This window comes from Pseudomonas sp. FBCC-B1667 (assembly GCF_059133255.1).
In genome coordinates this window covers 2,576,852-2,601,181 of sequence record NZ_CP101437.1, presented here as the reverse complement: position 1 = coordinate 2,601,181, position 24,330 = coordinate 2,576,852, and the positions used below count along the sequence as shown (strand labels likewise).

Sequence of the window (24,330 nt, the reverse complement as noted above, 5' to 3'; positions counted from 1 at the left end):
AACTCCCCATCGACCCAATGCCCGTTCAAGGGGCCAGGCCATTCACCTGGATTTCCGACACTTCACCGGTCGATCGGTCCGTCACTTCAATGGTCAGTGCACCCGAATCGTCGACAACGTTGACAATAAAAGCGTCGGTAGAAAGGCTCCCCGAGTTACCGGATGAAATGTTGTCCAGCACCTGCCCCAGCAAGCGGGATTGCAACTGACTGGTGAATCGCTCCAGGGCGGTGGTCCCGGCCACGGCGGTGCGGTTTTTCAGGTCCGGGTCGTCGTAATCGTTCTGCGCCTGGGCGTTGTTGAGCAGCCAGGTGCCGTTCAACGGGTTGCCGCCGAACGAAGGGTTGACGGGCGTGTACACCAGCTCCGTAGCCTGAACCAGGCTGCCGCTGCCACACCCGAGCAGTAAAATGCCGGTGCACTGCAAGAACGTTTTCGTTTTCATAATTCGTCCCTCTCCAGGTCCGTAGTGTCTTGCAACAAAGCCTCCAGCTTCTGCTGGGCAATCTGTCCGCGAACCAGGTCGGCGGCCTGCGAAGCCTCGTCCTGCAGGTCCACGGTGTTCGGCGGCAAGAAACGCCGATAAACCAGTCGCTGCCGATATTCCACGGTCACCAGGCTGCCCCAGCGAGCCGAAGGTCGTTCACGTACCACCAGGTTGAAATCCATCGGGCTGGTGGCGCGCAGTCGTTCACTGAACGAGTAGTAAAAGTCGTGGCCAATATGCGAGATCGTGTCATCGACAATGAAGCCGAGCATTTCCTCGTCTTCGCCGGCGCTGGCGAAGCACGCCACGCCTGTCAGGATCAGGGCCGCGAGCCAGTGTCTGTTCATGGCGATAACGCCTGAGGCAGTGCGGACTGGGCTTTCGGCGGGCCAGACGTGCCGTCGAGGAAGGCTTTCTCGGCCACAAACTGCCAGTCTTTGTAGCTGGCCATGCCGGCGAAATCCGACCATTGGCTGGGAAAATCATTCTGCTTGAGCGGCGTGTCCGTCGAAGGGCTGTTGAGGCCGGTGATGCGCCCGTCGAAACCGCGCATCAGCGTCCACTCTCCCCCGCCAATCGGGTCTGGGTACAGCTGGCGCAGATGATGTTTGGGCGATGGAAAACGCTCGTCCTGCAGCAGGTCTGCCAACTCTTTCGGGTACTGCGCCAAGCCGGGCGAACTGCGGTAGTAGCTGCGAAGGGCCTGGGCGTATTGGGTGCCGACCCACAGCAACTGACGCTCCCGATCGCGGCGCGAGGCGGTGGCCCACAACTCGCCGGCACTGGCCAGGCCCATGCCCATCACCATGATCAGAAACAGCACGCCCAGGTAGGTGAACCCCGCCTCGTCGGCCGGTTTACCACTCGGAATAAAGGCTGCCATCACGCGCCCTCCCTGTGGCTCCACTTTTGATATCGGCCACCCCGCCCGCCACACCGTCCGGTGGCGCGACCAGCACCCAGGTGTCTTTACGCTCGGCAATCGGGTCCATCGGCGCATTGCGCAGGTAACGCTGTTCAATCAGTTGATCAAGGGAATCGGGGTAGCGGCCGGTGTCGCCGTAGTAATGGTCCAGTGCTTCGCGCATGGCCGACAAACTCTGGCGCAGCGTGGTTTCCTTCGACGTTTCGAGGCTGTTGAAATAGCGTGGCAAGGCGATGGTCATCAGCGTCGCGATGATTGCCATAACCACCATCAGTTCCAACAGGGTGAAGCCCTTTTGCCGACGCATATGCTCACCACTCCCGGTAGGCGATGCCGTTGAGCCCCTTGCCCCGGGCCTTGGAGTAAACGTCAAAGACGTCCTCCCCCTCCCGTGGGTTTTGAGCCGTGCTGTCATAAGAGCGCAAGCCCCAGCCACCTTCGTCATCACGCTTGACCGCCGTCAGCGGGTCATGGGGCACGCGGCGCAAAAAGTAGAACTTGGCACCCTTGGCGCTACGCACATCGCGCACGCCGTCCACCAGCACTTGAAGATTGGGTGGATAGCCGCTGCTGTTCAGCGACTTCTCGATATAGCCGGCGTCAAAGGCACGTTTGTAGCCGTCGATGGCGTCGCGAATCTGGTACAGCGCGGTGCGCAGGTCCTGCTCTTTGCCCCGACGCACCACGGTCTCGGTCAGCGGCGCGGCCATACCGGCCAGCAGGCCGATCAGGGCCAGCGTCACGACGACTTCGATCAAGGTAAAACCGCGTTGTGAGGCATTCATGATCAAGGCTTCTCAACAGTGACTTGAGGGGTGGCGGAAGCCACCGGCCGGCCGACGCTCACTTCGGTGGTCACGCCAGGCACCGAGCGGTCGATGTGTTCGTTCTGAATCTGTGGCTCCATCCGGCGATCCGGCGCTTGGATGTGCATGCTGGTTTCGGTGCCGGTCGGGAATTCCATGTCCGACGGGCTCTGGTACGGCAGGTTGCGCACGATCCGAGGGGTGATCGACAGCACCAGTTCGGATTTGCCGACGGTGTCCTTGTTGCTGCCGAACAAGCGACCAAGGCCCGGGATGTCGCCAAGACCGGGGATCTTGTTGCCAGTGGCACCATGGTCGTTTCGCACCAGACCCGCCAGGATCTGCGTTTCGCCGTCATGCAGGCGTAGGGTGGTCTGCGCGTTGCGGGTGTCGACCTGAACCGGGATGGTGCCCTGGCGGGTCGGCTCCAGCGGCGTGGCGTTACTGACTTCCAGCGCGATTTTGATCGCCACTTCATTGTTCAAGTGCACGATCGGCTGCACTTCCAGCTTCAGACCGACGTCGAGGTAGGTGACGCTTTCGGTAATCACCGGCCCTTGGGTCGACGGCACCGACGTCGCGCTGATGATCGGTACGCGCTGACCAATGTGGATACGCGCCTGCTCGCGGTTACTGACGCGAATCACCGGGCTGGCCAGGGTGTTGATGTCGTTGTCCTGGGCGTTGATCTTGGCTTGCGGCGATGGCGAGATAGAGATGCGGCTGGAGTTGATCCCTTTGAGTTGATCGAGGATCGTCACCGGCGAACCGTCGGTGTTGATCACGCCGAAGGTGTTTGGCCATTGCAGGCCAAGGTCAAGAATCCGTTGACGGGCGACTTCCATCACTTCCACTTCCAGCACCACTTCCGGGTTGGACTGATCCTGGGATTGAATGAGTTTTTCCGCCATGCGCACGGCGTCTTCGGTGTCGCGCATGGTCAGGGTGTTGAGGCGCTCATCGACGAACACGTCGCGGGTCTTGAGCATGGTCTTGATCATGTTCAGCGCGGTGTTCGCGTCGATGCTGGTCAAGTAGAACGTGCGCATGACCAGCTCTTGGTAATCCTTGAGTTTCTGTGGCGAGTCCGGGTAAATCAGCAAGGTATTTTCGTTCACCACTTTCTGGTGCAACTGGTTCTGTTGCAGCAGCAGTTCCACGGCGTCTTCGATGCGCACGTCACGCACAAAGATCGTGGCTTTCATGTCAGGGCGCAGGTCCTTGTCGAAGATGAAGTTCAGACCAGCCACCTGGGACAGCACTTCGAAAATGGTTTTCAGGTTGGCGTCGCGAAATTCCAGGGTGACCGGACGATCCAGGCGCGTACGCAGTTGTGGGTACGGGACCACGTTGCGGCTCTGCACCAGGCGGATGTTGCCTTGCAGTTCCAGAGCACCTTCATTCTTGGGGTCGAGTTCGAGAATCTGTTTGACCTGGCGTTCAGCGCCGTAGATGTCGCCGCGACGCAGGTCGCCACGGGCCAGTTCGAGTTTTTCGTCCATGCTGCGCAGGTAGTCGAGCTGGTTCAGTGCTTCTTGGGCGCGACGGTTGTGCGGCTCGATGTTCAGTACTCGGCCGTAGGCCATCCGCGCCGAGGCGAAATCGCGGGTGGCGCGTGCCATGTCGCCTTGGCTCAACAAATTGGTGACCGCCAGCGCGCGCCCGCTGTTGAGGGCCAGGTGCAGTTCGGTGTCGCGAGGATCTTCGCGCAGCCCTTCTTCGATACGGGCCAGGCCGGCTTCGTACTGCCCCGACTCAATCAGCTGGGAAGCTTCCTGGTTCGCGAGCTGCGCTGAACTGCACGCGGCCAGCGCTGCAGCGATGCAGACACTCAACAGCAAACGGGATGTGTTCATTGCGCGCTCCCCACAGACAAGGTCTGGGACAAATGCAGAGGCAAGTAGACAAAACTGAGTTCCACGTCGGAAATCCGCTCGATCCGCCAGGTTTCGTCGATCACATCCCCTTTGCGTACGACGTATATTTTTTCGCCGTTCTGCAAAAATACTTGCAGGTCGGAACGGTCATTAAGCTTGCCAATGAACTGGAAAGGCATCGGCGGTACGCTAGGGGCTTGTACCACCGGGGTCTGGTTGACGGGTTGTTCGGTGACGCTGGCAAGGGTCGGCGCGACCTTCCAGCTGCGGGCGGTGAACAGGTCGCCGGAGGGGCTCAGGTCCTTGATCTCCGCCGGTTTGCCACTGGCTGTTGCTGCCTGCAGCGGGCCGGTTTTACTGTTGACCGGGCTGGTCGAGGCGGCAACAGACCCGTCGCCCTCATCGGTTTTCTGAAAGTATTGCGGTCCCCAGGCCAGTCCCGCGGCCACGCCGAAGAACGCCATCCAACCCATTACGCGCTTGGTATTCATCATGACCTCGACAGGTAGAGGGTCATGCGGATCCGCCCGGTGAGGTCGGTGTCGGCGATCTTTTTGCGCTGGAACTCCACGTCTTCCACCACCACCGCCGGCAACTGGCCAAGCAAGGCGTGCAGGAAGCGTCGCAGTTGCGGATAACTGCCGCGCACCGGCAGCAGGATCTGGTAACGGGCCAGGTGCGTCTTGGGGTCGATGCCCAGTGAATATTCACCGCGCGACAGGGTGATGTGTTCCTGGCTGGCCAGCGCGTAGATCTTGTCGATGGCCACGGTGGCCTGCGGCTGGGACGGCAATTTGCTGCGGAAGTCATCGAGCTGACGTTGCGGCACCACCGGGGCGGCGACGCTGCCGTCTTCGACCTTGGCCAGGTACTCACCGGCTTCACGGGTCTGCTGGCTCAGCTGTTGCAGCGCTTGCCAGTCCGGCATCAAGCCGCCCAAGCCATACACCAAAGCGACCAGCATCAGCGCCATGCCGACCAGGCCGGGAACGCCCAGGCCTTGCAGGTATTCGTGGACGATCAATTTAGGGATTCGCATCGCCGATCTCCCAACTGGCCGACAGGTTGAATTGCACCGGGTGTTCCGGCACGTTGGCAACGATTTCGTGGCTGAGCAACGACACGTCGGACAGCTCGTCGCTGGCTTCCAGGCGCTGGTGGAATTCGAGCATGGCTTCCAGATCCCGCGCCTCGGCGCTGATGCGCACCTGGCCTTTGCGCGCATCCGGGGTGAGGGTCAGCAAGGCGACGTTGTCGCGCGGCATGGCTTCGAGCATGGCAAACAGGCGTTCCCAAGGCCGGCGCAGCTGCTGGGAGACTTTGCGCATTTCGGCCAGGTTCTGCGCCTGCTCGCGGGTTTCGGCCGGGGTCAGGGTGACCTTGCTGCCGTTGTCGCCGGTGAGTGCACGCTGGGCATGTTGCAGGTGCCCTTGCTGCTGCGAGGCTTCTTCGTCGAGGTGCTGCTGGACGAAGAAACACACCAGCGCCAGCGTCACGCCACCGGCCAGCAGGCTCCAGCCCAATGGGCCGGAACGACGACGCGGCTGGAAGTCGAGCATCAGCGGGCGCATGTCAGGCCACCGCCCGAGACATCACGTACAAGCTGTCGCGTACGGCTGTCTGGTCTTCTTCAAGGGTGCGCAATTGCACACCGGGCACGTCAGGGTGTGAATCAATGCGCGCCGGGGCGTGCAGGTAGAGACTCAGCGGCCGTTCGCTGGTGGACGCCTGCAATTGACTTTCACGGCCGATCAGCGCGGTCAGTGCGGCATCGCTGTCACTGCTGCCCACCGAACGCACCGCCACCCAGCGCCCTTCCCGCGCCAGCAGCAACACACTGCGAACCGGCTCGGCCACCACGAACAGAAAGTCACCACCGTCAAAGCTCTTGTCGAAATGGTTGAACGCGGCCATCAGGTACGGCTGCACCGAACGCAGACGGATGCCGCGACCGCTGACCAGGCTGCGAAGGCGTGTCAGCAAGTCTTGCGGCAATGCGGTGGCGATGCGGTCGTAACCTGCCGGCTCGGCCGACAGCACCATGTTCCAGGGCTGGGTCGGTACGCCGTAAAGGTCTTCGAAGCACAGCTGGGCGAACCCGAGCAATTCGTCAGGACTGCTGATTTCTTCGCTCCAGGGCACCAGGCAGAAGCGGCTGAAGTGCCCGGAGATCACCACACTCAACTCCGCACCGGCACGCGCATGTTCGCCGAGCAAACGGTCGAGGGTTTCGAGGGCGACGGTCCAGGCGTGAAAGCCTTCGTCGATGAAGCCGACGCTGCCCAGCCACAGGGTTTCGCTGCCCTTGCGCTGGCCGAGGCCGACACCGCTGGCGCCGAGCACGGCGATGTACCGATCACGAGACAAAAGTGACACGATTGATCTCCTCGAGCGTGGTACGCCCCTGTTGCACCAGTTCCAGGGCCGACTCGCGCAACAGGCGCAAGCCACGTTTGCAGGCGTGTGCCTTGATCTTCGAAATGGGTTGGCGCTCGACAATCATTTGCCGCAGTTCGTCGTCCAGGTGCAGCAATTCGGCGATCGCACTGCGCCCGCGATACCCGGTGCCCCGGCAGTGGCCACAGCCCTTGCCATGCACAAACTGGTAGTGCCCGACGTCTTTGGGATCAAGGCCCGAGGCCAGCAATTCATCGTCGGTGGGGGTGACTGGCGCGCTGCAACTGGCGCAGACCAGGCGGATCAGCCGCTGCGCCAGCACCGCGTTGAGGGCCGACACCAGGCTGTAGGGGTCGATTTCCATTTGGGTAAAACGGCCGATCACGTCGAACACGTTGTTGGCGTGGATGGTGGTGAACACCAGGTGACCGGTGAGTGCCGATTGCACGGCGATTTGCGCGGTGTCCGGGTCGCGGATTTCACCGACCATGATCTTGTCCGGGTCATGGCGCAGGATCGAGCGCAAACCCCGAGCGAAGGTCAGGCCTTTCTTTTCATTGACCGGGATTTGCAGCACGCCCGGCAGTTGATATTCCACCGGGTCTTCAATGGTGATGATCTTGTCCACGCCATGGTTGATCTCGGTGATCATCGCGTACAGCGTGGTGGTTTTGCCGCTACCGGTCGGGCCCGTCACCAGCACCATGCCGTAAGGTTCGGCGGCCAGGCGCCGCAGTTGGCGCAGGGTTTCCTCTTCAAAGCCCAAGGCCTGCAATTGCACGCCGCTGACTTTGTCGGCCAGGTCCTGCTTGTCGAGGACCCGCAGCACCGCGTCTTCGCCGAAAATGCTCGGCATGATCGACACCCGAAAGTCGATTTGCCGGCCGCTGATGCCGATCTTGAAGCGACCGTCCTGGGGCACGCGTTTTTCGCCGATGTCCAGCTCGGCCATGACTTTGACCCGGGAAATCACCTGTTCGGCGAACTCGCTGCCCTGGATTTTGCTGATGTTGTTGAGCACGCCATCGATCCGGTACTTGATCACCAGACCGCTGCCGGTGGTGCCCAGGTGGATGTCACTGGCGTGCATTTTCAAGGCGTCATAGAGGGTCGAGTTGACCAGTTTGACGACGACGCTGGCGTCTTCGCTGATGCTGGTCAGGGACAGGCTTTGCAGGTTGTCGATTTCGATGCCGCCCTCGGATTGGGCATTGAGCGATTCGACCGCGTGGAAGCTTTCTTCGTGACGGGCCAGGTAGGCTTTCAGGTCGTCGGCATGCACCAGGTACAACGGCGCACCGTGCAGGCAGTCGTCGATCCAGGCCAGGCGTGAGGTATCGAAGGGGTCAGCAAACACACCGATGACCGCGTCTTCGTGACGCAACAGGATGAATTCGCGCTTAAGGCATTGGGCCAGGGTGACCCGGTCGAATACCGGGATGGCCTTGAACAGGCTGTCGGTGTCGAGCACCGGATAATGCAGGGTGGTGCCGAGGCATTGGATGAAGGGCATAGGGGCCAGTTCGCACAACACCCCGAGGGCTTCCAGTACCCGTTCGCCGGAACTGGTGGCCCGGGCCCGGGCCTGGGCTAATTGCTCACTGGAAAAACGAGACGGTACACAGTCCAACAACGCCGGTTCAACGACAAGGGATAGACGGTCCATGGCATGCTCTCCAACACCCGGGGCTTTGAGCCCTGTCGGCGCGGCGAGTCATCGCGGCGGGTGCCGGAACGTCTTGTCGCGCCAATTACTCCCCGGTGAGCAGTTGTTCGTCGTTTGGCGCCATGGAGGCCGATGTGTTTCGTCGGCGATCCGCAAGCACCCAACTACCGTCGTACAACTGCAGCGGGAAACTCTCGGTCCTGCTCTGGCGTCGTTCGACGAATCCTTCGCAGATGCTCACGCCCGTTTGGGGTTCCCGTTGCCTTCCCAGAAGATCAAGCACTGCACGAGCCAATTCCGCCAATGGAAAAGGTTTGAACAGAATATGGCTGACCCCCAGTTGCCGGGCCCGCTCGCAAACCTCTGCGGTTGGATGCCCTGTGATCAGCACAAAATGACACTTCTGTTTCTGGCGGACGGCGTCGAGCACCTCAAAGCCTTCCATATCGGGCAAGCGGTAATCGAACACCATCACATCGGGTGCAAAATCGTCAGCTTCTACGATTCCTTGCGCACCGTCGTGAGCAATCCGGACTTCCAACTCTTGCGCCTGCAGGTAACCCTGGAGGTTTTCCGCAAGAAGTTGTTCGTCATCAACAACCAGTATTTTGTTTAACAAGGTGGACTCCTTGTAGCCGCAGGTCCGATATTCGTGCCTGGGAGTACGCGCCCTTAATCAGGCTAACGCACACTTCATGCCAGACTGAGCGACGCTTTTTGGACGACTCATCGCTTTGATTTTCATGGAAAAACCTTTTCGCCCGCAAACCTCGTCCCCCAAAGACGGGGAAGCGCCCGGATTTGCACTCAAGCTTTCCCCACATTTGGGGGACAAGCTTCAATCATCGTCAATCCGTTCGATTCGATTGTTTGTTCGAAGCTGCGCCAAGACTTGCAGACGTGCTTGGGCCTGTTGCTGTCGGCCAAGGTAAGCCCTGACCATTTCAAGCCCCTGCATTTCTGAGACATCGGCCGCCTCCAAGTGGTTCTGAAGATAAATCAAATGCCAGCCCAACGGCGTACGCACCGGTTCGCTGAGGCCCCCCGGCGTCAGGGCGAAAGCCGCCGCTTCGAACTCGGGCAGCATGCGCCCACGGGGAAAATAGCCCAGATCGCCGCCCTCTTTGGCCGACGCATCTTCGGAGCCGGCCCTGGCGACACTGGCGAAGTCCTCGCCCAGGCTGATTTTCGCGCGCAGCTCTACTAAGCGTAGCCGCGCCGCTTCGACCGTGGCGGCATCCGCGCCTTGGGGCACTTTGATCAGGATGTGCCGGGCCTGGATTTCTTCTGGCCGGCTCATCTCGGCACGGTGATCCTCGTAAAACGCCCGGACCTCTTTCTCATCCGGTTTCCCGCCCGCCTGGACCAGCTCGGCAAAGACTTGCTGGGCCGCCAGCTCACGGCGTGTGTATTCCGTGAAACTGGCTTCATCGAAACCGGCGTCTTCGAGTCGGCGGGCAAACACCTCGGGGCCGCCAATGGCTTGCCGGGTCTGGTCAACCTGACGTTGCACGTCGGCATCGCTGATCACCACGCCGCGCTTGACCGCTTCCTGCCACAGCAGCTCCTTGTCGATCAACGCATCCAGCGCCTTCTGCCGCAATTGCTTGTAGGCCTTGGGGTTACGAATATTGCCTACCGCCCGGCCCTGATCCTCCAGGAATTCGGCGAAATAACGCTCCAGGCGGAACTCGGAAATTTCCTCGCCATTGACCCGGGCGGCAGCCGGCCCGTTATTGCAGAACGCCACCGGAACCCACAATGTCAGCAGCATCAGCGCAATGTTGAGTTTCATGATCGGCCTCCGGTCAGGGCATGGCAGCAATGGGTTTGTAGGGGGCAACCAGAAAGAAGCGCTGGTCGGGCAAGTCCACCGTGACAACATGGGCACCGCTCAGGCCCAGGCGTCGGCCCGGGCCAAAACTGATCAGCGGGGTCAGCCCGGTCTCGAAATCGTGCAAGCCTTCGAGGGCACTGATGAGTTTCTCGCGGCTGGCATCGCGACCGGCCTGCTTCATGCCTTCACTCAGCAGAAGCATCGAGCTGTACGCGCCGACTTGCAGCACCGCGTGCTGACCGCCCAATCCCTGGTTTTCGCGCAATTGCGTCAACGCCAGGCGCCCGGCCAGCGTCCAGTCGCTGGGCACGAACGGGTAGGCCAAAAACATCCGGCGAGAAAACCCGCTGGGCATCTGCAACAGATCACCGGCCACCTGATTCGACGCCGCGAACAGGTAAGGCACCTGCCCCGCCGTTTGCAAACGCTCGGCCAGGCGACTGAAGCCGCTGCCACTGCCCAGATAAAACACTGACCGCGAACCCAGCGGCAGTTCGTCCTGTGTCTTGTCGTAGGCTTGCAGACGCACCTGCTGCCAGGCGTGGTCTTGCAGGTATTGGCCGAGGCTCTCCGCCGCCAGCCGCTGGCTCGGTTCGTCCGGATAAGTAATCAGTGTCGGCCCCTGGAGCACGCGCAAACTGGCCGCGGCATAGTCGGCCAGGGCAATCAGCTGTTCGCGCAGCCCCGACAACGGTTCAAAGATTTGCCGACTGGCCTGCGCCGCGCCCTGCAACGACAGCGGCCCGATCAGGGGAATCCCGGCCCGTTCCAATAGCGCCGCCAGATCGGGGTCCAGCGCTGGCGCCAGCGGTGCAATCAGGGCGAACACTTGTTCCTGTCCGATCAATTGCTCCAGCGCCGACTCGGCACTGGCACGGTCCGGGCCCGGGTCAAGTATGGTCAGGCGCAATTGCCTGCCATGAATGCCGCCCGCTTCATTAATTCGTTCCACGCTGCCCTTGAGCACCGCCGCCACCGTGGCGCCCTCCTCGGCCAGCGGTCCCTGACTCGGCAACAAGGTGCCCAGGTGCAGACTGTCGGCGGTCAAACCGGGGTCGCGGTCATCGGCCACCCGCTTGAGGTAGGCCGTGAGGTTGCGTTGATCCTTCATCGACAGCACGAACCGCGGCATCGCCGGATCGAGTCGGTTGTTCGCCGAATCGCGACCCTCGGCAATGGCGCGGGCCAACGCGCCCTCGGTATAGGCAGGATAGTTGCGGCCGTTGACTTGCTCCTGGCCATAGCGACTGGAGAGCCGCGACCAGCTGATGTCCGGCGGACGCACCCCGCCTTCCGGCCGCCCCTGACCGTCGGCGCCATGGCAGTTGACGCACGGCAAGCTGCTGGCCGGCAAGATCATGTCGGCCGCGCCAACCCGCGCCATGACCGGTTCACCGCTCTCGGACAGCCCCTCGCGGTACAGGCGTTTGCCCGCACTTTCGCCGGGGGTGAGCGCTAACGCATGAGCGGTGCAATGCATGCCGCCAAGCAGTAGCAAGCCGAGGACCAGGGACGTTTTCATGGCGCGCTCAACGACCGGCCACGGGCATGGTCAGCAACTGCAAGCGCTGAGCAATGGCGGCGGCCGGGGCATCGGGACGGATTTTGCTCCAGCGCTTGTTCGCCACGTCACCGACGATCAACTGCGTGGAATGCTGTTCGGGGGTCGGCACGATCTGGCCGATACGACTCAGGACAAGGTCCATTTGCGCCTTGTCGCCGGTAAGAAAAAACCAGTGGGGCCCATCGACGCCCTGTTTCAAGGTGTAAGCCTTGAGTACCGCCGGCGTATCGCGCAGCGGATCACTGGTAAGGGAGATAAAAGTGATGCCATCCGCCTTGTCGCCCAGCAACTCACGCACCTCCTTGAGCTTGCGGGTGATCAGCGGACAAGCATCGTTGCAGCTGGTGAAAATCACGTTCAGCAGCACCACGCGGTTTTGCAGCGCATCGCTATAGAAGCGCAGGGTTTCGCCGTTCTGATCCTGCAGCGGCGTGTCGGTGAACCAGGTTTTCGCATCGTGCGTGCCGGTCGCCGGTTGTGCGCCGGCCACCGCCGGCGCGGGCTCTACGTGCCCTTCGTGGGCAAACGCCATCAAGCTGGCAATGCAAAAGCACATCGTGAAGAGGATCAGGGCGAGCGCTCTCATGGCTGTTGCTCCATGGCAATGGCGGTGTGTTTGGCGTGGGCATTGCGCTGGCCGCTGATCTTCTCGACTTCGCGGGTCAGCACGGTCGGGTCAGTGAAGCCGTAGTAGCGCGTCCAGTGCCGGCTGTTGCCGTCGCCGACGAGAATCAATGGCTGATGGTTCTTGAAGTCGCCGCTGAACGAGCCCAAGCCCTTGAGGGTTTCATTGATCGACTGCGAACTGCCGGTCAGCCAGCTCCAGCCCGGGCCGTTCTGGAAATTGCGGGCGTAGTCGTTCAGGCGTTTGGCGTCGTCGCGCTGCGGGTCGACGCTGATCGACACCAGTTGCACCTCGCCGCCGACCCGCGCACCGAGTTGTTTTTGCACCTTGCCCATGATCGAGGACACCACCGGGCAGACCGTGGTGCAACTGGTGTAAATGAAACTCATGACCACGATTTTGTTGCTGATCAGGTCCTTTTCCAGGCGCACCGATTTACCGTTCTGGTCCACCAGTGCCACGTCGGCGAACTTGACCTGGGCGCTTTCGGAAGTGGCGGGTTTGGCCGGCATGTCGTGCCCGGCGTGTTCGTCCGCCGAGTGCGCCAGGGCTTGACCGATACCGGCCGCCAACAGGCAGAACGTCAGCAAACCACGGTGTGCGAAACGGTTCATGTCAGTGTCCTCTCAGTTCGCCGTGCCGGGCACAACCCGGACGCTGGCAAAGGTCTTATCGTCGAAATTCGCACCCAGCGACGCCGCACGAACGTGCAGGTACCACGCGCCGTTCTGGTCCAGGGTCACCGGGGCTTCATAGACGCCGTTGCCCACTTCGAGGGCCGCGACCTCCTGCGCCCGAGACGTCGGGGCGCGGAAGTAACGCACCTGAACATCCTTGACCCCGCTGCGCTGGGTCTTCTGCTGGCCCTGGACAATGCGAAAGCGCACCACGTAGGGGCTGCCGAGGGCGGCCGTGGCCTTGTCGAGCATGAACTCCACTTTCGGCACGCCGGGGTGTTGTGCGACAGATGGGTCGGGCTCAACCAACGCGGTGAAGCAATGAATGATGTTCGGTTGATTGAGCAGGAACGCCACGTCGAAACGCCCGGCCGACGGCAACTTGATGCGTGCGCTGTACAGCCCCGGCTCGACCTCGCGCAGGCTGCGGTCGATCACCATCGCCGCCCGCGCCACTTGCCCGCGATTGGGGTAACCGGACATCGGCGCGTTCATGCCTTCGGCGTAAAAATACGTGGTGTTGTCCACCGGGTTGACCACAAACACTGCGTTGTCGTCCCGCGACACCGCCAGGCTCGACGCCAGTGGCAGATCACCGGCCAGCCGTGGTGCTTGCGGCCCTGCTTCGAACCCTTGGCTGATTGGCGTGCGACCCTGCCCCAGCGACGACAGATTGATCATCGTGACCTTGGCCGACGCCAATCCGCGGACATAGGCATAGGCCTTGGTGAACACCACTTGATACGGCTCGGCCGACACGTCCAGTTCATGGATCAGCGAGTCGGTGGCGGCGTCGATCACCGAGGCCTGGTTCTCCAGGGTGTTGAGCACAAGGCCGAAGCGACCGTCAGCGCTAAAGCCCATCGGCCCCAGCCCCTGCTTCGCCTTGATCACCCGGCGCACTGCCAGGCTTGCGCTGTCGACCACGGTCACGGTGCCGTCCTGGCCATCGGCGACGTACACCGCTTGGGACAGCGGCGAGTACGCCACTGACAGTGGGTGCGAACCGGTCTTGAGTTGCTTGCTGACGGTCAGGCTGGCGATGTCGATGATGCTCAAGGTGCCGTCGTCGCGGTTGGTGACGAAGGCAAAGCGGCTGTCCTTGCTGAAGGCGATTTCGTGATGCCCGGCCCCGGTGGCCAGGTGTTTGAGGGGCTTGAGGCTGCGGGTGTCGATCACCGTGACCCCGGACTCGTCGGCGGTCGACGCGTTGTTGCCGACCCACAGCAGGCGCTCATCCGGCTGCAGGGCCACGCGCACCGGGTTGCTGCCGGCGCTTACCGATTCCAGCAATTTGAATTGCTCGCTGTCGATCACCGCCACTTCCCCGGCGGTCGGCATCGAGACAAAGACGCGTTTGTTGTCCTTCGGGGTGACCCAGTCCATCGGCGGTTGTTTGAGGTCGATCCGGGACAGGGTGCTGGTGATGCCGCCCACCGACACCGAAGGGTCGACCACTGAAACGCTGGCATCACGGTTCATCACCAGCAGGAAGTAACTATTCAGGTCCAGCAGCGGCCGCGCGCCGATGCTCGATTTGAGGAACACCCCGACCCGGGATTTGCAGCTTTGCTCACGACCCTGGGCCTGGTCGGCGGCAACGGTTTCGGGGTCGAGCCAGGCGCCGGGATTGACGCCCGATAGCGGTTGGCCCGAGGTGCTGTCCTTGACCCGAAACTGTACGTCGGCAAATTCGCCTTCGCGCAGTACACCGTCCCTGGCCAGCGGCTTGACCTCAAGCGCCACCGAGACCCCGTCACGGGAGAGGTTCTGGCCGCTCCAGGTGTCTGGCAGGGCGACTTCGCTGAGCATGCTCGGCGGCGCGGTTCGCCACACGCCCAGACTGATCAGCGCAACGCCGATAACCAGCGCACCACTGGCGATTCTGATGGTCCTGTTCATCCCTTTCTCCCCTTCAGATCAATTCCTGCCCCACCTGACCCCTGTGGGAGCGAGCTGGCTCGCGATAGCGGTCTTACATTCAGCATCCATGTCGACTGACACTCCGCCATCGCGAGCAAGCTCGCGCCCACAGGGACGGTGGTCTACGGCGCCGGTGCCGGTTCGGGTTCATTGGTCACCCGCAGCAACCCCCACAAGCCGGCGGTATTGCCGTAACCCGCGTAGTCACGGAACAGGTAGTCGCCCGGTATCGCATTGCTCCCCCCCGCGCTCGGGAGCATGAAGCTGAAGTGCGCCGCCGGCAGGATGCTTTCATGGGCGCCGATGTACATCGACATCGGGTTGTAGCCGAACCGTACCGACCCCACGCCCGGCGTCATCATCGGGTAACCGCCGGTGTCGCTCTTCTCCGACTGGAACGGGTTGACCGACCAGACATGACCGTCCAGCTGGAACGTCGAACCACGGCTGCCACCGGTGGGCATCAGGATGTGGGTGCGCAATGGCTGCCCCGGTTTGGCATACAACACCGGCGTCTGCGGATCGCCCCCCACCAGTGCATTGCTGTAAGCCATGTGCGCATTGGGCACGTCGCCGTAACCGTTGCCGTCGGCGTGACCGAACGGTGCGTCCGGCGGCAGGCCGAAGCGGTACCACATCGGCTCGGTTTTATAGTTGATCGCCATGCTCGAGTTGTCCTGCGGATCAGTCGGCACACCCGCTTCCGAGGCAATGCCTTCCACCGGACGGCCATTGGCCCAGCGCATGTTCAGCGCCTTTTGCCAGACCATCGCAAAGTCGCGGTAGGTGGTTTGCCCGGGCGCAGTGACCGTCGCGTTGGCTTTGCGCACGTCCTCGACCCAGGTCGCACCGATCGGCAGGATGCTCATCGCACCACCAAGGCCTTTTTGCGGCTGCTTGATCACGTCCGCCGGAGTGAAGTTCAACCCGCCGAACTCCACCGCCGTGGCATTGATGTTGTCGACGCTGCGGCCCAGTTGCGTAATCGGCTTGCCTTCACGCTCCAGGTGCCCGGCGTAGTACTGATAAGTACGCGTCGGGTACGCCCCGCTGTTGCCCACCCGTGGCGGTACGGTCTGGATCGGGTTGGTGCCAACGTTGGTGCCGTCGGATTTGGTGATGTCGTACGCCAGCAGCTGAGCGTGCAGGCCCACGGTGCTGGACGGCCGCATCAGGTTGTTGCTGAAGGTGGTCGAACCTTCGCCACCGTTGCGGTCACGCTTGACCATACCCATCACCGAAGCGGTCTGGACCAAGTCCGGCATCACGCTCGGCAAACGGTTTTCCAGGGTGATGTTGATGCAATCACCAGCCGCCGCGCGCAGCACCAGCGGTTCGACAGGCACACCGGGTTTCAGCTTGCCGGTGACCGGGTCGAGGTCGGACTTGCGCACGTACAGAATCGCGGTCGGATCATGCAGCGGGCCGCTTTGCCCGCCGATGGTGAAGGTCGTCCCGTCCTCGGGGTCGTTCACCGTGACCTGAGGAATGCTCACCGCACGGGAGTTGTACACCAGCGTACCGCCCACCGGATTCAACGGTCCGCCGACATGCTGGCCGATGCCCGCCGGGTCTGCCATGGACAGGTTCAGCGGATTGCCGAGGATGTCGTTGGCCAGCGCCGCGACCACTTCATAGTTGCGTTGCACGGTCGGCCGGGTGCCGATGCCGTTCGGGTTGGCGCCAATCCGTGGGCAAGCGCCATCGAAGGCCACGGTATTGCGCATGCCCGCCGGTTTCGGGTTGTTCGGCAATGCGAACAGGTCGTTGCGTTGCGCGGTGTAGTTGCGCATCACACCCCAGATCCCGCTCCAGTAACCTTCCAGGGACGCGTCCATCGAGTACAGGTAATCCCCGGTGGTCGCCGCTGAACTGGACAACATCGAGACCGGTGCGATGAAGCCCATCTGCTCGGAGATCCCGATCATTTGCGACGAGCGCCAACCGGAGTTGGAGCTGTTGCCGAAACCGGAACCGCTTTGCAGCCACTTCACACCGTGCAGGGTCACGTTGTGCTCTTCTTCGTGACCGCCGGCATGCACCCGCAGCCGCACGTTGTCACCGGTGTAGGTGCGCAGCATCGGGGTGAACGGATCACCCGGTTCCGCACCGCCCTTGTTGATGTGCGGCGGGAACAGCGTGGTACCGCCGGTAGGGCCGGTGGCGGCAGTGACCAGGTTGGGTGCCAGGTTCATCGCCGGGATCGCCCGGTCGGTGCGGCTTTGCATGGCGTACGCCAGGTCGCCGCCGAGGCCGTCGGCCTGCATGCCGCGCTTGCCATCCGGGCCGACCTTGTTCGGGTCGTACACCCGCAGGGCCAGCGGCTCGTTGCGGTAATTGACCACGAACATCCCTGGGTCATCCACCGAGATCGCTTGCGGGCAAGGCCGACTTGGGCAGCCGGGTGAAAGCCCACCGCGGGCTTCAACCACCTGCTCAAGCAGGGTCGCGGCTTCCTTGCGCACCGGCGGGTTGATCGCGTAGCGGAAGCTGTCGGCCGTGGCCGGGAAAGATTGCGCATCCGGCACGCCATTCGGGCCGGCCCCCACATACACCCCGGCTTCATAGGCGTGCTGGAAGTCGCTGTATTCGAGGAAGAACTCACGGAAGCTGTCGTTCTTGCCGTCGCCGTCCAGGTCACCGGTAGAAATCACGGCCTGCCACGAGGTCGGCCCGCCGTCCTGCCGCGCGCCGCTGTACAGCGGCTCGCCGGTTTCGGCGTGGAACCAGGTGGAACCGGCCGGCTCTGCCAGCACCGTGGCGTACAGACCGATTTGTTGGTGCGTCGATGGGCCGAGGTGGTCGTGGGTGAAAATGGTCCCCAGGCCACGGTCGACGCCTTTGCTGTTGACCACCGGATCGACGAACCAGCGCTGCATCGCCGTGCGCGCGCCCACCCAGTCGGCCCGGCCATATTGACCAAAGAACGGATGCTGCTTGGCTACCGGGCACGTCGGTGTGCCGTCACGCGGGTCGGTGCCTTCGCACTGATTGAACAGACGGATGGCGTGGATACGCTCTTGCACGGCACCAGGGGAAAGCACGCCGTCTTCATAGTTCCAGCCGTTGGCCGAGCCGTCGGCGGCGGTCAGGTCCCATTTCGGCAGGTGGATGTGCTGACCGATCACGTCGGTCGGCGTGCGCACCTGGTAGTCATCCATCTCGTAGATGGCCGGCACCAGGTTGGTTTGCTGATACTGCACGCAGTCGAAGGTGTTCATGCGCATCACCAGCGGTTCCGGCGGACGCTGTTTGGTGATCACCGGCCAGGCGTCTTCCCACAGGGCCAGGATGCGCGCTTGCGGGAAGTGGTAGCCGACCTTGTTGTACACCGCGTCGAACTGGATGTTCGCAGCCTTATAGATGCGCGGACGGTCGGCGGTGAAGGTCGAGGCACCGGTGAACGACAAGCCGTCGATCCGTTCGCCGCTGTTGAACTCGCCAGTGCCGGCGCTGGCGGTCAGGCGTTTTTGCCGGTCGTCCATGCACGGTTCGTAGTACGGCGCACCGGCCATCGGCAACGCGCCGTTGGTGCGGAAGTTGCGCGCCACCACTTGATTGCCTGGCAGCACGGCGAAGCTCGGGTGGTCCTTTTTGGCGTGGAACGCCATGGCCGCCTGCTCCACTTCAGTGCCCTCTTCGGGCATATAAATCGGTTTGGCGCGGGTCACTTCCTTGGAGAAGTCCAGCGACGTGGTGACGGTATGCGCCTGACCTCCCGAAGAGAAACCATCCAGCGAATGACGCCCCAAACCGCCGTCCCAGCCTCCGGACTGCGCCGGATCAAGGTTGGCCCACAAGGCATTGCCGCTGGTTTTCAGGGATTGCGCCTTGGCGGCGTCGAGCATGTCCAGCGGCGGGGTTGGCGGGCGTTGGCCGACCGAACTTTCCATGCCGCCGATCCAGAACGGATAACCCGGGTTTTTCAGGCTGCCGTCAGCGTTGCGGTTGGCTTCACTGCGGTCCACCAGGGCCAGGGAACCGATGGCTTGAGCACCATCGCTACCGCCGTGATGTTCGCCGTCGTCATCGCCTTCCTCGTCGTCATCATGACTGGCCACCAGGGTTTCGGAGATCTTCGGTACGACCGCGACTTTGCCCGGCATCGGCGCCATGGCTTTGCCCGGTAGCGGCACGACCGCCGGAATCGGTGTGCCGGCGACGATTTCGCCATCGGGCAAGGCCCGAGCCCCCGCTGCCGGTTTGCCGCTGCGCAGCGCGTAAGGTTCGCTGTGATAGCCGTCGTTGCCCTGTTGGGAGACTTCGAGTTTGGTGCCTTCTTCAAACACGTCGTGCACCCGCCACATGCTCCACATGCCTTGGGCAAAGTGCGGATAGAAGTGGCAGTGATAGATTGCATCCCCCGCCACGCGGTTGCGATTGCCCGAACCGCCATTGGCGATTTCATAGGTGTAGCCGGCGCCCGGACCGATGCCCTGCGCGTCGACATAATCGGAGTTATCGTCGTTGGGGTTGAACAGCCATTGGTGCCCGTGCAAGTGGAAGATGTGTTGCTCGTGACCGTTGTGGGTGTTGCGGAATTTGACGAAGTCACCGATGTAGCTGTGGTTGACGTTGGCCGGCTCGGACGGATACAGCGCCATGGTCGCTTTGACTCCGACCTGATCGGCCCGCGGGGTTTCGCCCGGACGAATGTTTTCCAGGCCGACGTTGGCCGGTACATCCACCAGCATCGCCACGTCTCCCACGGTGTGGGAACTGAGGAAGAATTCTTCATAGGCGCAGGACAGGCAATCGTGCATCGGCCCGACGCCTAGTCGGTTGGCCACCACCTCGGCCCCCATACCGCCGGAACCGTAGTTGATCATGAACGCGTCGCGGGTCGGCTCCAGCACGTGGGCCATCACCGGGTCCGCCCAGTACGCCGGGAAAGCCTGGGTCGCCGCCACTTCATCCTGGAATTGCGAGGCGAAATCGCGGAACGGTTCCAGCCGGTTAGGCAGCGCCGGGTTGCGTTTGCCGATGGCTTCCAGCGGATAGGTCGCGGGCGGGAAGCTGCCATCGGCGTTGCTGCCCATGATGATCGCATCGCTCTCGCTGGAGATGATTTCACTGCCGTCGACCATGCTGATGATCGGCGTGCCGGCCTTGCCTTCGCGGATCCATGGTTCGCGCTGCGGGTAGCGTGCCTGGTAATCGACAATCGGCTGACCGGCCGGGGTGCGGCCGCTGCTGGCCAGGCGCATCTCTTCTTCGGTCACGGTGTTGCGATAGGCCCGGCCGCCCTTGGGCACCACCACCACTTCGCCGAACAGACCGTTGGCGACGTTGCCCGCATCGCCTTCACCACCGAATGTGGCACCACGGCTGCTGGCGGCAAACGCGCCTTCGCGCTCGGCGTACAGGGTGTAGGAACGGGTGGCTCCGGGCGGGATCAGCGTGTTGGCGTTGCGCCCGGTGAAAGATGCAATGTCGTCAATGCTGTTGACCGCTTGCAGGCCGTTGACTTGGAAGCCGATGTGGCGATCGGTGACTTGTTCGTCGACCTTGAAGTTGTCGACATTGCCGACTTCGCCTTCGACGCCGGTGTCTTCGTGTTTACCGGGGTTGGCCTGATACGCCAGCAGGTTCTGCAGGTTGATCGTCAGGCAATCACCGGCAGCCACGCGCAGCACCAGTGGACGCGGACGCTTGTCGGGCCGCAACGAGACTTTGCCCGGCACTGCCGCCCCCCCTTGGGCGAGGGACATGTTGTGATCATCGACCACATCGCGGCGCAGGGCGAACATCATGCCGTTAGCATTCTGTGCGCCGAGACGGTTGAACATCAGCGGCTGATCCAGCGCCACGACGTTCGCCACCAGGTTGCGTTCGCAACGGGCGGCCGCATCGGCCAGCTCGATGCCAAACAAGGGCGCGAAAAACAACAGCAGGTTAATCAGGTGATGAGCGTTAGGTATGCCGGACATAATCACGGGCCTCGCATTGGGTGCTCACAGGGAACAATTCTCGACAAGTGCGCTGGAGCAATCCCCATGCCAAAAATAATTGTGTTTTTTTTCAGCCAGTTACGCTGACGACTTGATAACTCGGGGGATATTCCCCACTAATTCCCCACTTTTCTGCCGGGGCCATCATTCCCCACTGTTGGGGCAAGCCTTCACCCCGTATCGACTACAACGGCGCGTCCACGGCGAGGCCCTGCAAACGACGGTATTGGCGCAGAACATCCGGCACGTAGCGCTGAGTTTCGGCAAACGGCGGGATCACCCCGCCGCGACTGAGCACCGCTTGCGGCCCGGCGTTGTAGGCCGCCACCGCGAGGGCAATGTCGTTGTCGAACAGGGTCAACAGGCGCTTGAGGTATTTGGCGCCGCCCTGGATGTTGGCTTTGGGATCGTAGACATCCTTGACCCCCATTTCCCGAGCGGTCTCGGGCATCAATTGCATCAGCCCGCCGGCCCCCTTGGCAGACGTTGCATCCGCGTTGTAACGGGACTCTGCGCGGATGACGGCGTGCAGCAGCGCCTCTGGGACTTCGTTGGCCTTGGCAGCCGCAGAGACCAGTTCGGCATAGGGCTGCGCGGCGATCATCTGCGGTTGCTGATCAAGGCTGACGACCGCCGCGGCGGGCTCGTGTATGACCCGTTCATAGGTGCGGCCGGGGCGGTGAACGTTGGACAGTACGTAGCTGCCCTTGGCGTCCACGGAAACGAAGACATCGGCCTGTGCGACGCTGGTCAACAGCAAACAACCGAGCAATCCAGTGGTGAGTGTTTTCATTGTTCGACCTCCCCTGGCCGGCCCCGAAAATTGGGGGTAATGCCCCACTGGCCGATCGTTAATCAGCCATACGCAAGCACTGTGCCGTAAGCGTGAAAGGCCGTAGCACGGGAGGTTCAGAAGGTTGCCCAAGGCTTTGCATGGCAATTGCATAAGCCTTTAGTGCGACCCTTCTGCCGATTGTGTGAGGTCATCATGAATCAACGTCTGTGCTGTGCTCCGCGTACGCAACGCGGGTTCACCCTGCTCGAGCTGTTGGTGGTGCTGGTGGTGCTGGGGCTGTTGGCCGGCATCGTTGCGCCGAAATATTTCGCCCAACTCGGACGCTCCGAAGTGAAAGTCGCCAAGGCGCAAATCGAGGGCCTGGGCAAGGCGCTGGATTTGTATCGCCTGGAGGTCGGTCACTACCCGTCGACCGAACAGGGCTTGCAGGCGCTGGTCACCGCGCCGAGCGACGAAACCCACTGGACCGGCCCTTACTTGCAGAAAAAATTGCCGCAGGACCCCTGGGGCCGTAACTACACCTACCGCTATCCCGGTGAAAACGGTGAGTACGATCTGCTCTCCATGGGCAAGGACGGGCAGCCCGGTGGCGAAGGCGAAAACGCCGAAATCACCAGTTGGCAATGACGGGGGACGACCATGCGCTTTCATCTAAAAGCCGTGGGCAAGGCCGGCGTGGTCTCGATGACGGTCGAGGCCCCCGGCCACAGCGAAGCCCGGCGCATCATCGAAGACCAGGGATTGCGGGTGGTCAGCCTGCATGCCGAACGGCACTGGCGCGCCTTGCGTCTGCAACAGCGAGAGACTTTCAACCTGGTGTTGTTCAGCCAGGAACTGACCACCTTGCTCAACGCGGGCTTGCCGTTGATCGATGCACTGGAAAGCCTGGCCGAAAAAGAAAGCGCGCCTCAGGCCCGTAAAACCTTGAGTGAGCTGGTGCGCTTGCTCTACGAGGGCAAATCGTTCTCCCAGGCCCTGGGCCAGATGTCGGCCGTTTTCCCGCCTTTGTATGTGGCGCTGGTGCAGTCCAGCGAGAAGACCGGCGCCGTGGGCGAAGCCCTGGGCCGTTATGTCAGCTATCGCCAGCGCATGGACGAGGTTCGGCAAAAAATCGTCAGCGCGTCAATCTACCCCATGCTCTTGCTGGTGGTGGGTGGTGGCGTGGTGTTGTTTTTGATGGGCTACGTGGTGCCGCGCTTCAGCCTGGTGTTTGAAGGCCTGGGCTCGAACCTGCCATGGCTGTCGCAAGTGCTGATGACCAGCGGGATGTTCCTCCACGCGCATCAGGGTGAATTCTTCGGCGGGTTGCTGGCGATCATCGTCGCCATCGCCTTCCTCCAGCGCCAACCGGCCTTTCGTCGGGGCGTGGACCGGCTGATCGAAAAACTCCCGGCCATCCATCAACGCATCTTCATGTACGAACTCGCGCGCTTCTACCGTTCGCTGGGCATTCTGCTGCAGGGCGGCATTCCTCTCGTCACGGCCATGGGCATGGTGCGCGGCCTGCTCACCGTGGCCTCCCGTACACGCCTGGACGAAGCCTGCGAACGGGTTCGCGAAGGCCAATCGCTGTCGGCCGCGCTGGAGCTCAATCAACTCGTGACTCCGGTGTCTCTGCGCTTGCTGCGCGCCGGCGAGCAGTCCGGCAACCTCGGGCAAATGATGGAGCGCAGCGCCGACTTCTACGACGAAGAAATCAGTCGCTGGCTCGAATGGTTTGTCCGGCTGTTCGAACCGCTGCTCATGACGTTTATCGGATTGTTGATCGGGGTCATCGTGATCCTGATGTACATGCCGATTTTCGAACTGGCCTCAAGCATTCACTAAGGCTCTGGAACGGGGCCTGGCGCTGTGTGGCTTTTTTTATCGACGTTCCAACTGAATAAATCCGAACCCAGAGGTGTTCACCTATTGAATTGAGCAGCACGTTGCATTGTTCATCAACGTTCCAACCCTGAAGAAAACGGAGAACGACATGCACATCAACAAGCTTTTACTGGCAGTAGCTATTGGCGCGGTCTTGTCGGCGTCCACCGTATTGATACCGGACAGTCTGTCCAGTATGTCGACCGCTCAGGCCAAGGATGGTGGGGGTGGCGGCGGAGGGGGTGGAGGTAATGGCGGCGGCGGTGGCGGCGGCGGTGGCGGCGGTCATGGCGGCAATGGCGGTGGCGGCGGTGGTAATGGCGGCGGTGGCGGCGGAAATGGCGGCGGCGGTGGCAATGGCGGCGGTGGTGGCGGCGGAAATGGCGGCGGCGGCGGCGGCAATGGTGGCGGCGGCGGTGGTAATGGCGGCGGTGGCGGCGGTAATGGCGGCGGTGGCGGCAATGGCGGCGGTCACGGCGGAAGCGGCAGTGGCGGCAACAGTGGCAGCGGCGGCAATAGCGGCAGCAGCCACAGCGGCAGCGACCATGGCCCGGGCAATGCCGGTAATACAGCCTCCTCCAACTCCGGGCGCAGTGGCACACACGCCGAAGCTGGCGACGATCATGGCGTTCATGCCAATGGCGAAGCCGGCGATGACCATGGCGTTCATGCCAACGGCGAAGCAGGCGATGACCATGGTGTTCATCGTTCCGGTGAAGTGTCCCATAACCAAAATGGCGTTCATCGCTCCGGTGAAGTGTCCCATAACCAAAATGGCGTTCATCGCTCCGGTGAAGTGTCCCATAACCAAAATGGCGTTCATCGCTCCGGTGAAGTATCCCATAACCAAAATGGCGTTCACGCCAACGGCGAAATCGGCGATGACCATGGCGTTCATGCCAACGGCGAAGTCGGCGATGACCGTGGCGTACA

General features: G+C 62.1%; 21 protein-coding genes and 1 pseudogene. 3 read left to right on the top strand and 19 right to left on the bottom strand.

Annotated elements, in window-relative coordinates:
- Nucleotides 1-25: 25 nt before the first annotated feature.
- The 19 genes from NL116_RS11745 to NL116_RS11655 form a co-directional block, all read right to left on the bottom strand.
- The gene (locus NL116_RS11745; RefSeq protein ID WP_494377293.1) at nucleotides 26-445 is read right to left on the bottom strand and encodes a curli assembly protein CsgF; all 420 of its coding nucleotides are present in this window, start codon (nucleotides 443-445) and stop codon (nucleotides 26-28) included.
- A complete protein-coding gene (gene csgE / locus NL116_RS11740; RefSeq protein ID WP_494377292.1) occupies nucleotides 442-834 on the bottom strand; it encodes a curli production assembly/transport protein CsgE in 393 nt (130 codons plus the stop codon). The genes NL116_RS11745 and csgE overlap by 4 nt, the downstream gene beginning before the upstream one ends.
- Entirely contained in the window at nucleotides 831-1,370 is a 540-nt protein-coding gene (locus NL116_RS11735; protein ID WP_494377291.1) for a type II secretion system protein, read from the bottom strand. Before NL116_RS11735 ends, csgE begins: the two co-directional genes overlap by 4 nt.
- Complete coding sequence (locus NL116_RS11730; RefSeq protein WP_027921386.1) at nucleotides 1,345-1,719, bottom strand: type II secretion system protein; 375 nt, start codon at nucleotides 1,717-1,719, stop codon at nucleotides 1,345-1,347. Before NL116_RS11730 ends, NL116_RS11735 begins: the two co-directional genes overlap by 26 nt.
- 4 nt (nucleotides 1,720-1,723) lie before the next feature.
- Nucleotides 1,724-2,197: a type II secretion system protein gene (locus tag NL116_RS11725; RefSeq protein ID WP_494377290.1), complete on the bottom strand. Its 474-nt coding sequence runs from the start codon at nucleotides 2,195-2,197 to the stop codon at nucleotides 1,724-1,726.
- Nucleotides 2,198-2,199: 2 nt separating this feature from the next.
- Nucleotides 2,200-4,074: a secretin GspD/PilQ domain-containing protein gene (locus NL116_RS11720; RefSeq protein ID WP_494377289.1), complete on the bottom strand. Its 1,875-nt coding sequence runs from the start codon at nucleotides 4,072-4,074 to the stop codon at nucleotides 2,200-2,202.
- Nucleotides 4,071-4,586, bottom strand: coding sequence for a hypothetical protein (locus NL116_RS11715; RefSeq protein ID WP_494377288.1), 516 nt, complete (start codon nucleotides 4,584-4,586; stop codon nucleotides 4,071-4,073). The genes NL116_RS11720 and NL116_RS11715 overlap by 4 nt, the downstream gene beginning before the upstream one ends.
- Nucleotides 4,586-5,134, bottom strand: coding sequence for a GspMb/PilO family protein (locus NL116_RS11710; RefSeq protein WP_494377287.1), 549 nt, complete (start codon nucleotides 5,132-5,134; stop codon nucleotides 4,586-4,588). The genes NL116_RS11715 and NL116_RS11710 overlap by 1 nt, the downstream gene beginning before the upstream one ends.
- Complete coding sequence (locus NL116_RS11705) at nucleotides 5,121-5,666, bottom strand: PilN domain-containing protein (protein ID WP_494377286.1); 546 nt, start codon at nucleotides 5,664-5,666, stop codon at nucleotides 5,121-5,123. Before NL116_RS11705 ends, NL116_RS11710 begins: the two co-directional genes overlap by 14 nt.
- A gap of 1 nt (nucleotide 5,667) precedes the next feature.
- The gene (locus tag NL116_RS11700) at nucleotides 5,668-6,471 is read right to left on the bottom strand and encodes a hypothetical protein (RefSeq protein WP_494377285.1); all 804 of its coding nucleotides are present in this window, start codon (nucleotides 6,469-6,471) and stop codon (nucleotides 5,668-5,670) included.
- Nucleotides 6,452-8,158 (bottom strand): GspE/PulE family protein, encoded by a 1,707-nt coding sequence (locus NL116_RS11695; RefSeq protein WP_494377284.1) that lies wholly within the window; start codon nucleotides 8,156-8,158, stop codon nucleotides 6,452-6,454. The genes NL116_RS11700 and NL116_RS11695 overlap by 20 nt, the downstream gene beginning before the upstream one ends.
- A gap of 85 nt (nucleotides 8,159-8,243) precedes the next feature.
- Entirely contained in the window at nucleotides 8,244-8,777 is a 534-nt protein-coding gene (locus NL116_RS11690; RefSeq protein WP_494377283.1) for a response regulator, read from the bottom strand.
- A 219-nt stretch (nucleotides 8,778-8,996) separates the two neighbouring features.
- Entirely contained in the window at nucleotides 8,997-9,953 is a 957-nt protein-coding gene (locus tag NL116_RS11685; protein ID WP_494377282.1) for a peptidylprolyl isomerase, read from the bottom strand.
- Nucleotides 9,954-9,966: 13 nt separating this feature from the next.
- The gene (locus NL116_RS11680; protein ID WP_494377281.1) at nucleotides 9,967-11,517 is read right to left on the bottom strand and encodes a cytochrome c/ABC transporter substrate-binding protein; all 1,551 of its coding nucleotides are present in this window, start codon (nucleotides 11,515-11,517) and stop codon (nucleotides 9,967-9,969) included.
- Between the two features lie 7 nt (nucleotides 11,518-11,524).
- Nucleotides 11,525-12,145, bottom strand: a complete 621-nt coding sequence (locus NL116_RS11675; RefSeq protein WP_494377280.1) for an SCO family protein — start codon at nucleotides 12,143-12,145, stop codon at nucleotides 11,525-11,527.
- On the bottom strand, nucleotides 12,142-12,798 hold the full coding sequence (locus tag NL116_RS11670; RefSeq protein ID WP_494377279.1) for an SCO family protein: 657 nt from the start codon (nucleotides 12,796-12,798) through the stop codon (nucleotides 12,142-12,144). Before NL116_RS11670 ends, NL116_RS11675 begins: the two co-directional genes overlap by 4 nt.
- Before the next feature lie 12 nt (nucleotides 12,799-12,810).
- Nucleotides 12,811-14,763 carry a cytochrome D1 domain-containing protein gene (locus NL116_RS11665; RefSeq protein WP_494377278.1) on the bottom strand — a complete coding sequence of 651 codons (1,953 nt, stop codon included), beginning with the start codon at nucleotides 14,761-14,763 and terminating at the stop codon, nucleotides 12,811-12,813.
- Between the two features lie 143 nt (nucleotides 14,764-14,906).
- Entirely contained in the window at nucleotides 14,907-20,714 is a 5,808-nt protein-coding gene (gene mnxG / locus NL116_RS11660; RefSeq protein WP_494377277.1) for a manganese-oxidizing multicopper oxidase MnxG, read from the bottom strand.
- A gap of 205 nt (nucleotides 20,715-20,919) precedes the next feature.
- Nucleotides 20,920-21,528, bottom strand: a complete 609-nt coding sequence (locus tag NL116_RS11655; RefSeq protein ID WP_494377276.1) for a lytic transglycosylase domain-containing protein — start codon at nucleotides 21,526-21,528, stop codon at nucleotides 20,920-20,922.
- Between the two features lie 195 nt (nucleotides 21,529-21,723).
- Between NL116_RS11655 and gspG the strand changes: the two genes are divergently transcribed.
- From gspG to NL116_RS11640, 3 genes and pseudogenes are all read left to right on the top strand, one after another.
- Complete coding sequence (gspG, locus tag NL116_RS11650; RefSeq protein WP_494377275.1) at nucleotides 21,724-22,158, top strand: type II secretion system major pseudopilin GspG; 435 nt, start codon at nucleotides 21,724-21,726, stop codon at nucleotides 22,156-22,158.
- 12 nt (nucleotides 22,159-22,170) lie between these two features.
- Nucleotides 22,171-23,358, top strand: coding sequence for a type II secretion system F family protein (locus tag NL116_RS11645; protein WP_494377274.1), 1,188 nt, complete (start codon nucleotides 22,171-22,173; stop codon nucleotides 23,356-23,358).
- Nucleotides 23,359-23,506: 148 nt separating this feature from the next.
- Nucleotides 23,507-24,154, top strand: a pseudogene (locus NL116_RS11640) (hypothetical protein); the annotation flags it as partial.
- Nucleotides 24,155-24,330: the final 176 nt, after the last annotated feature.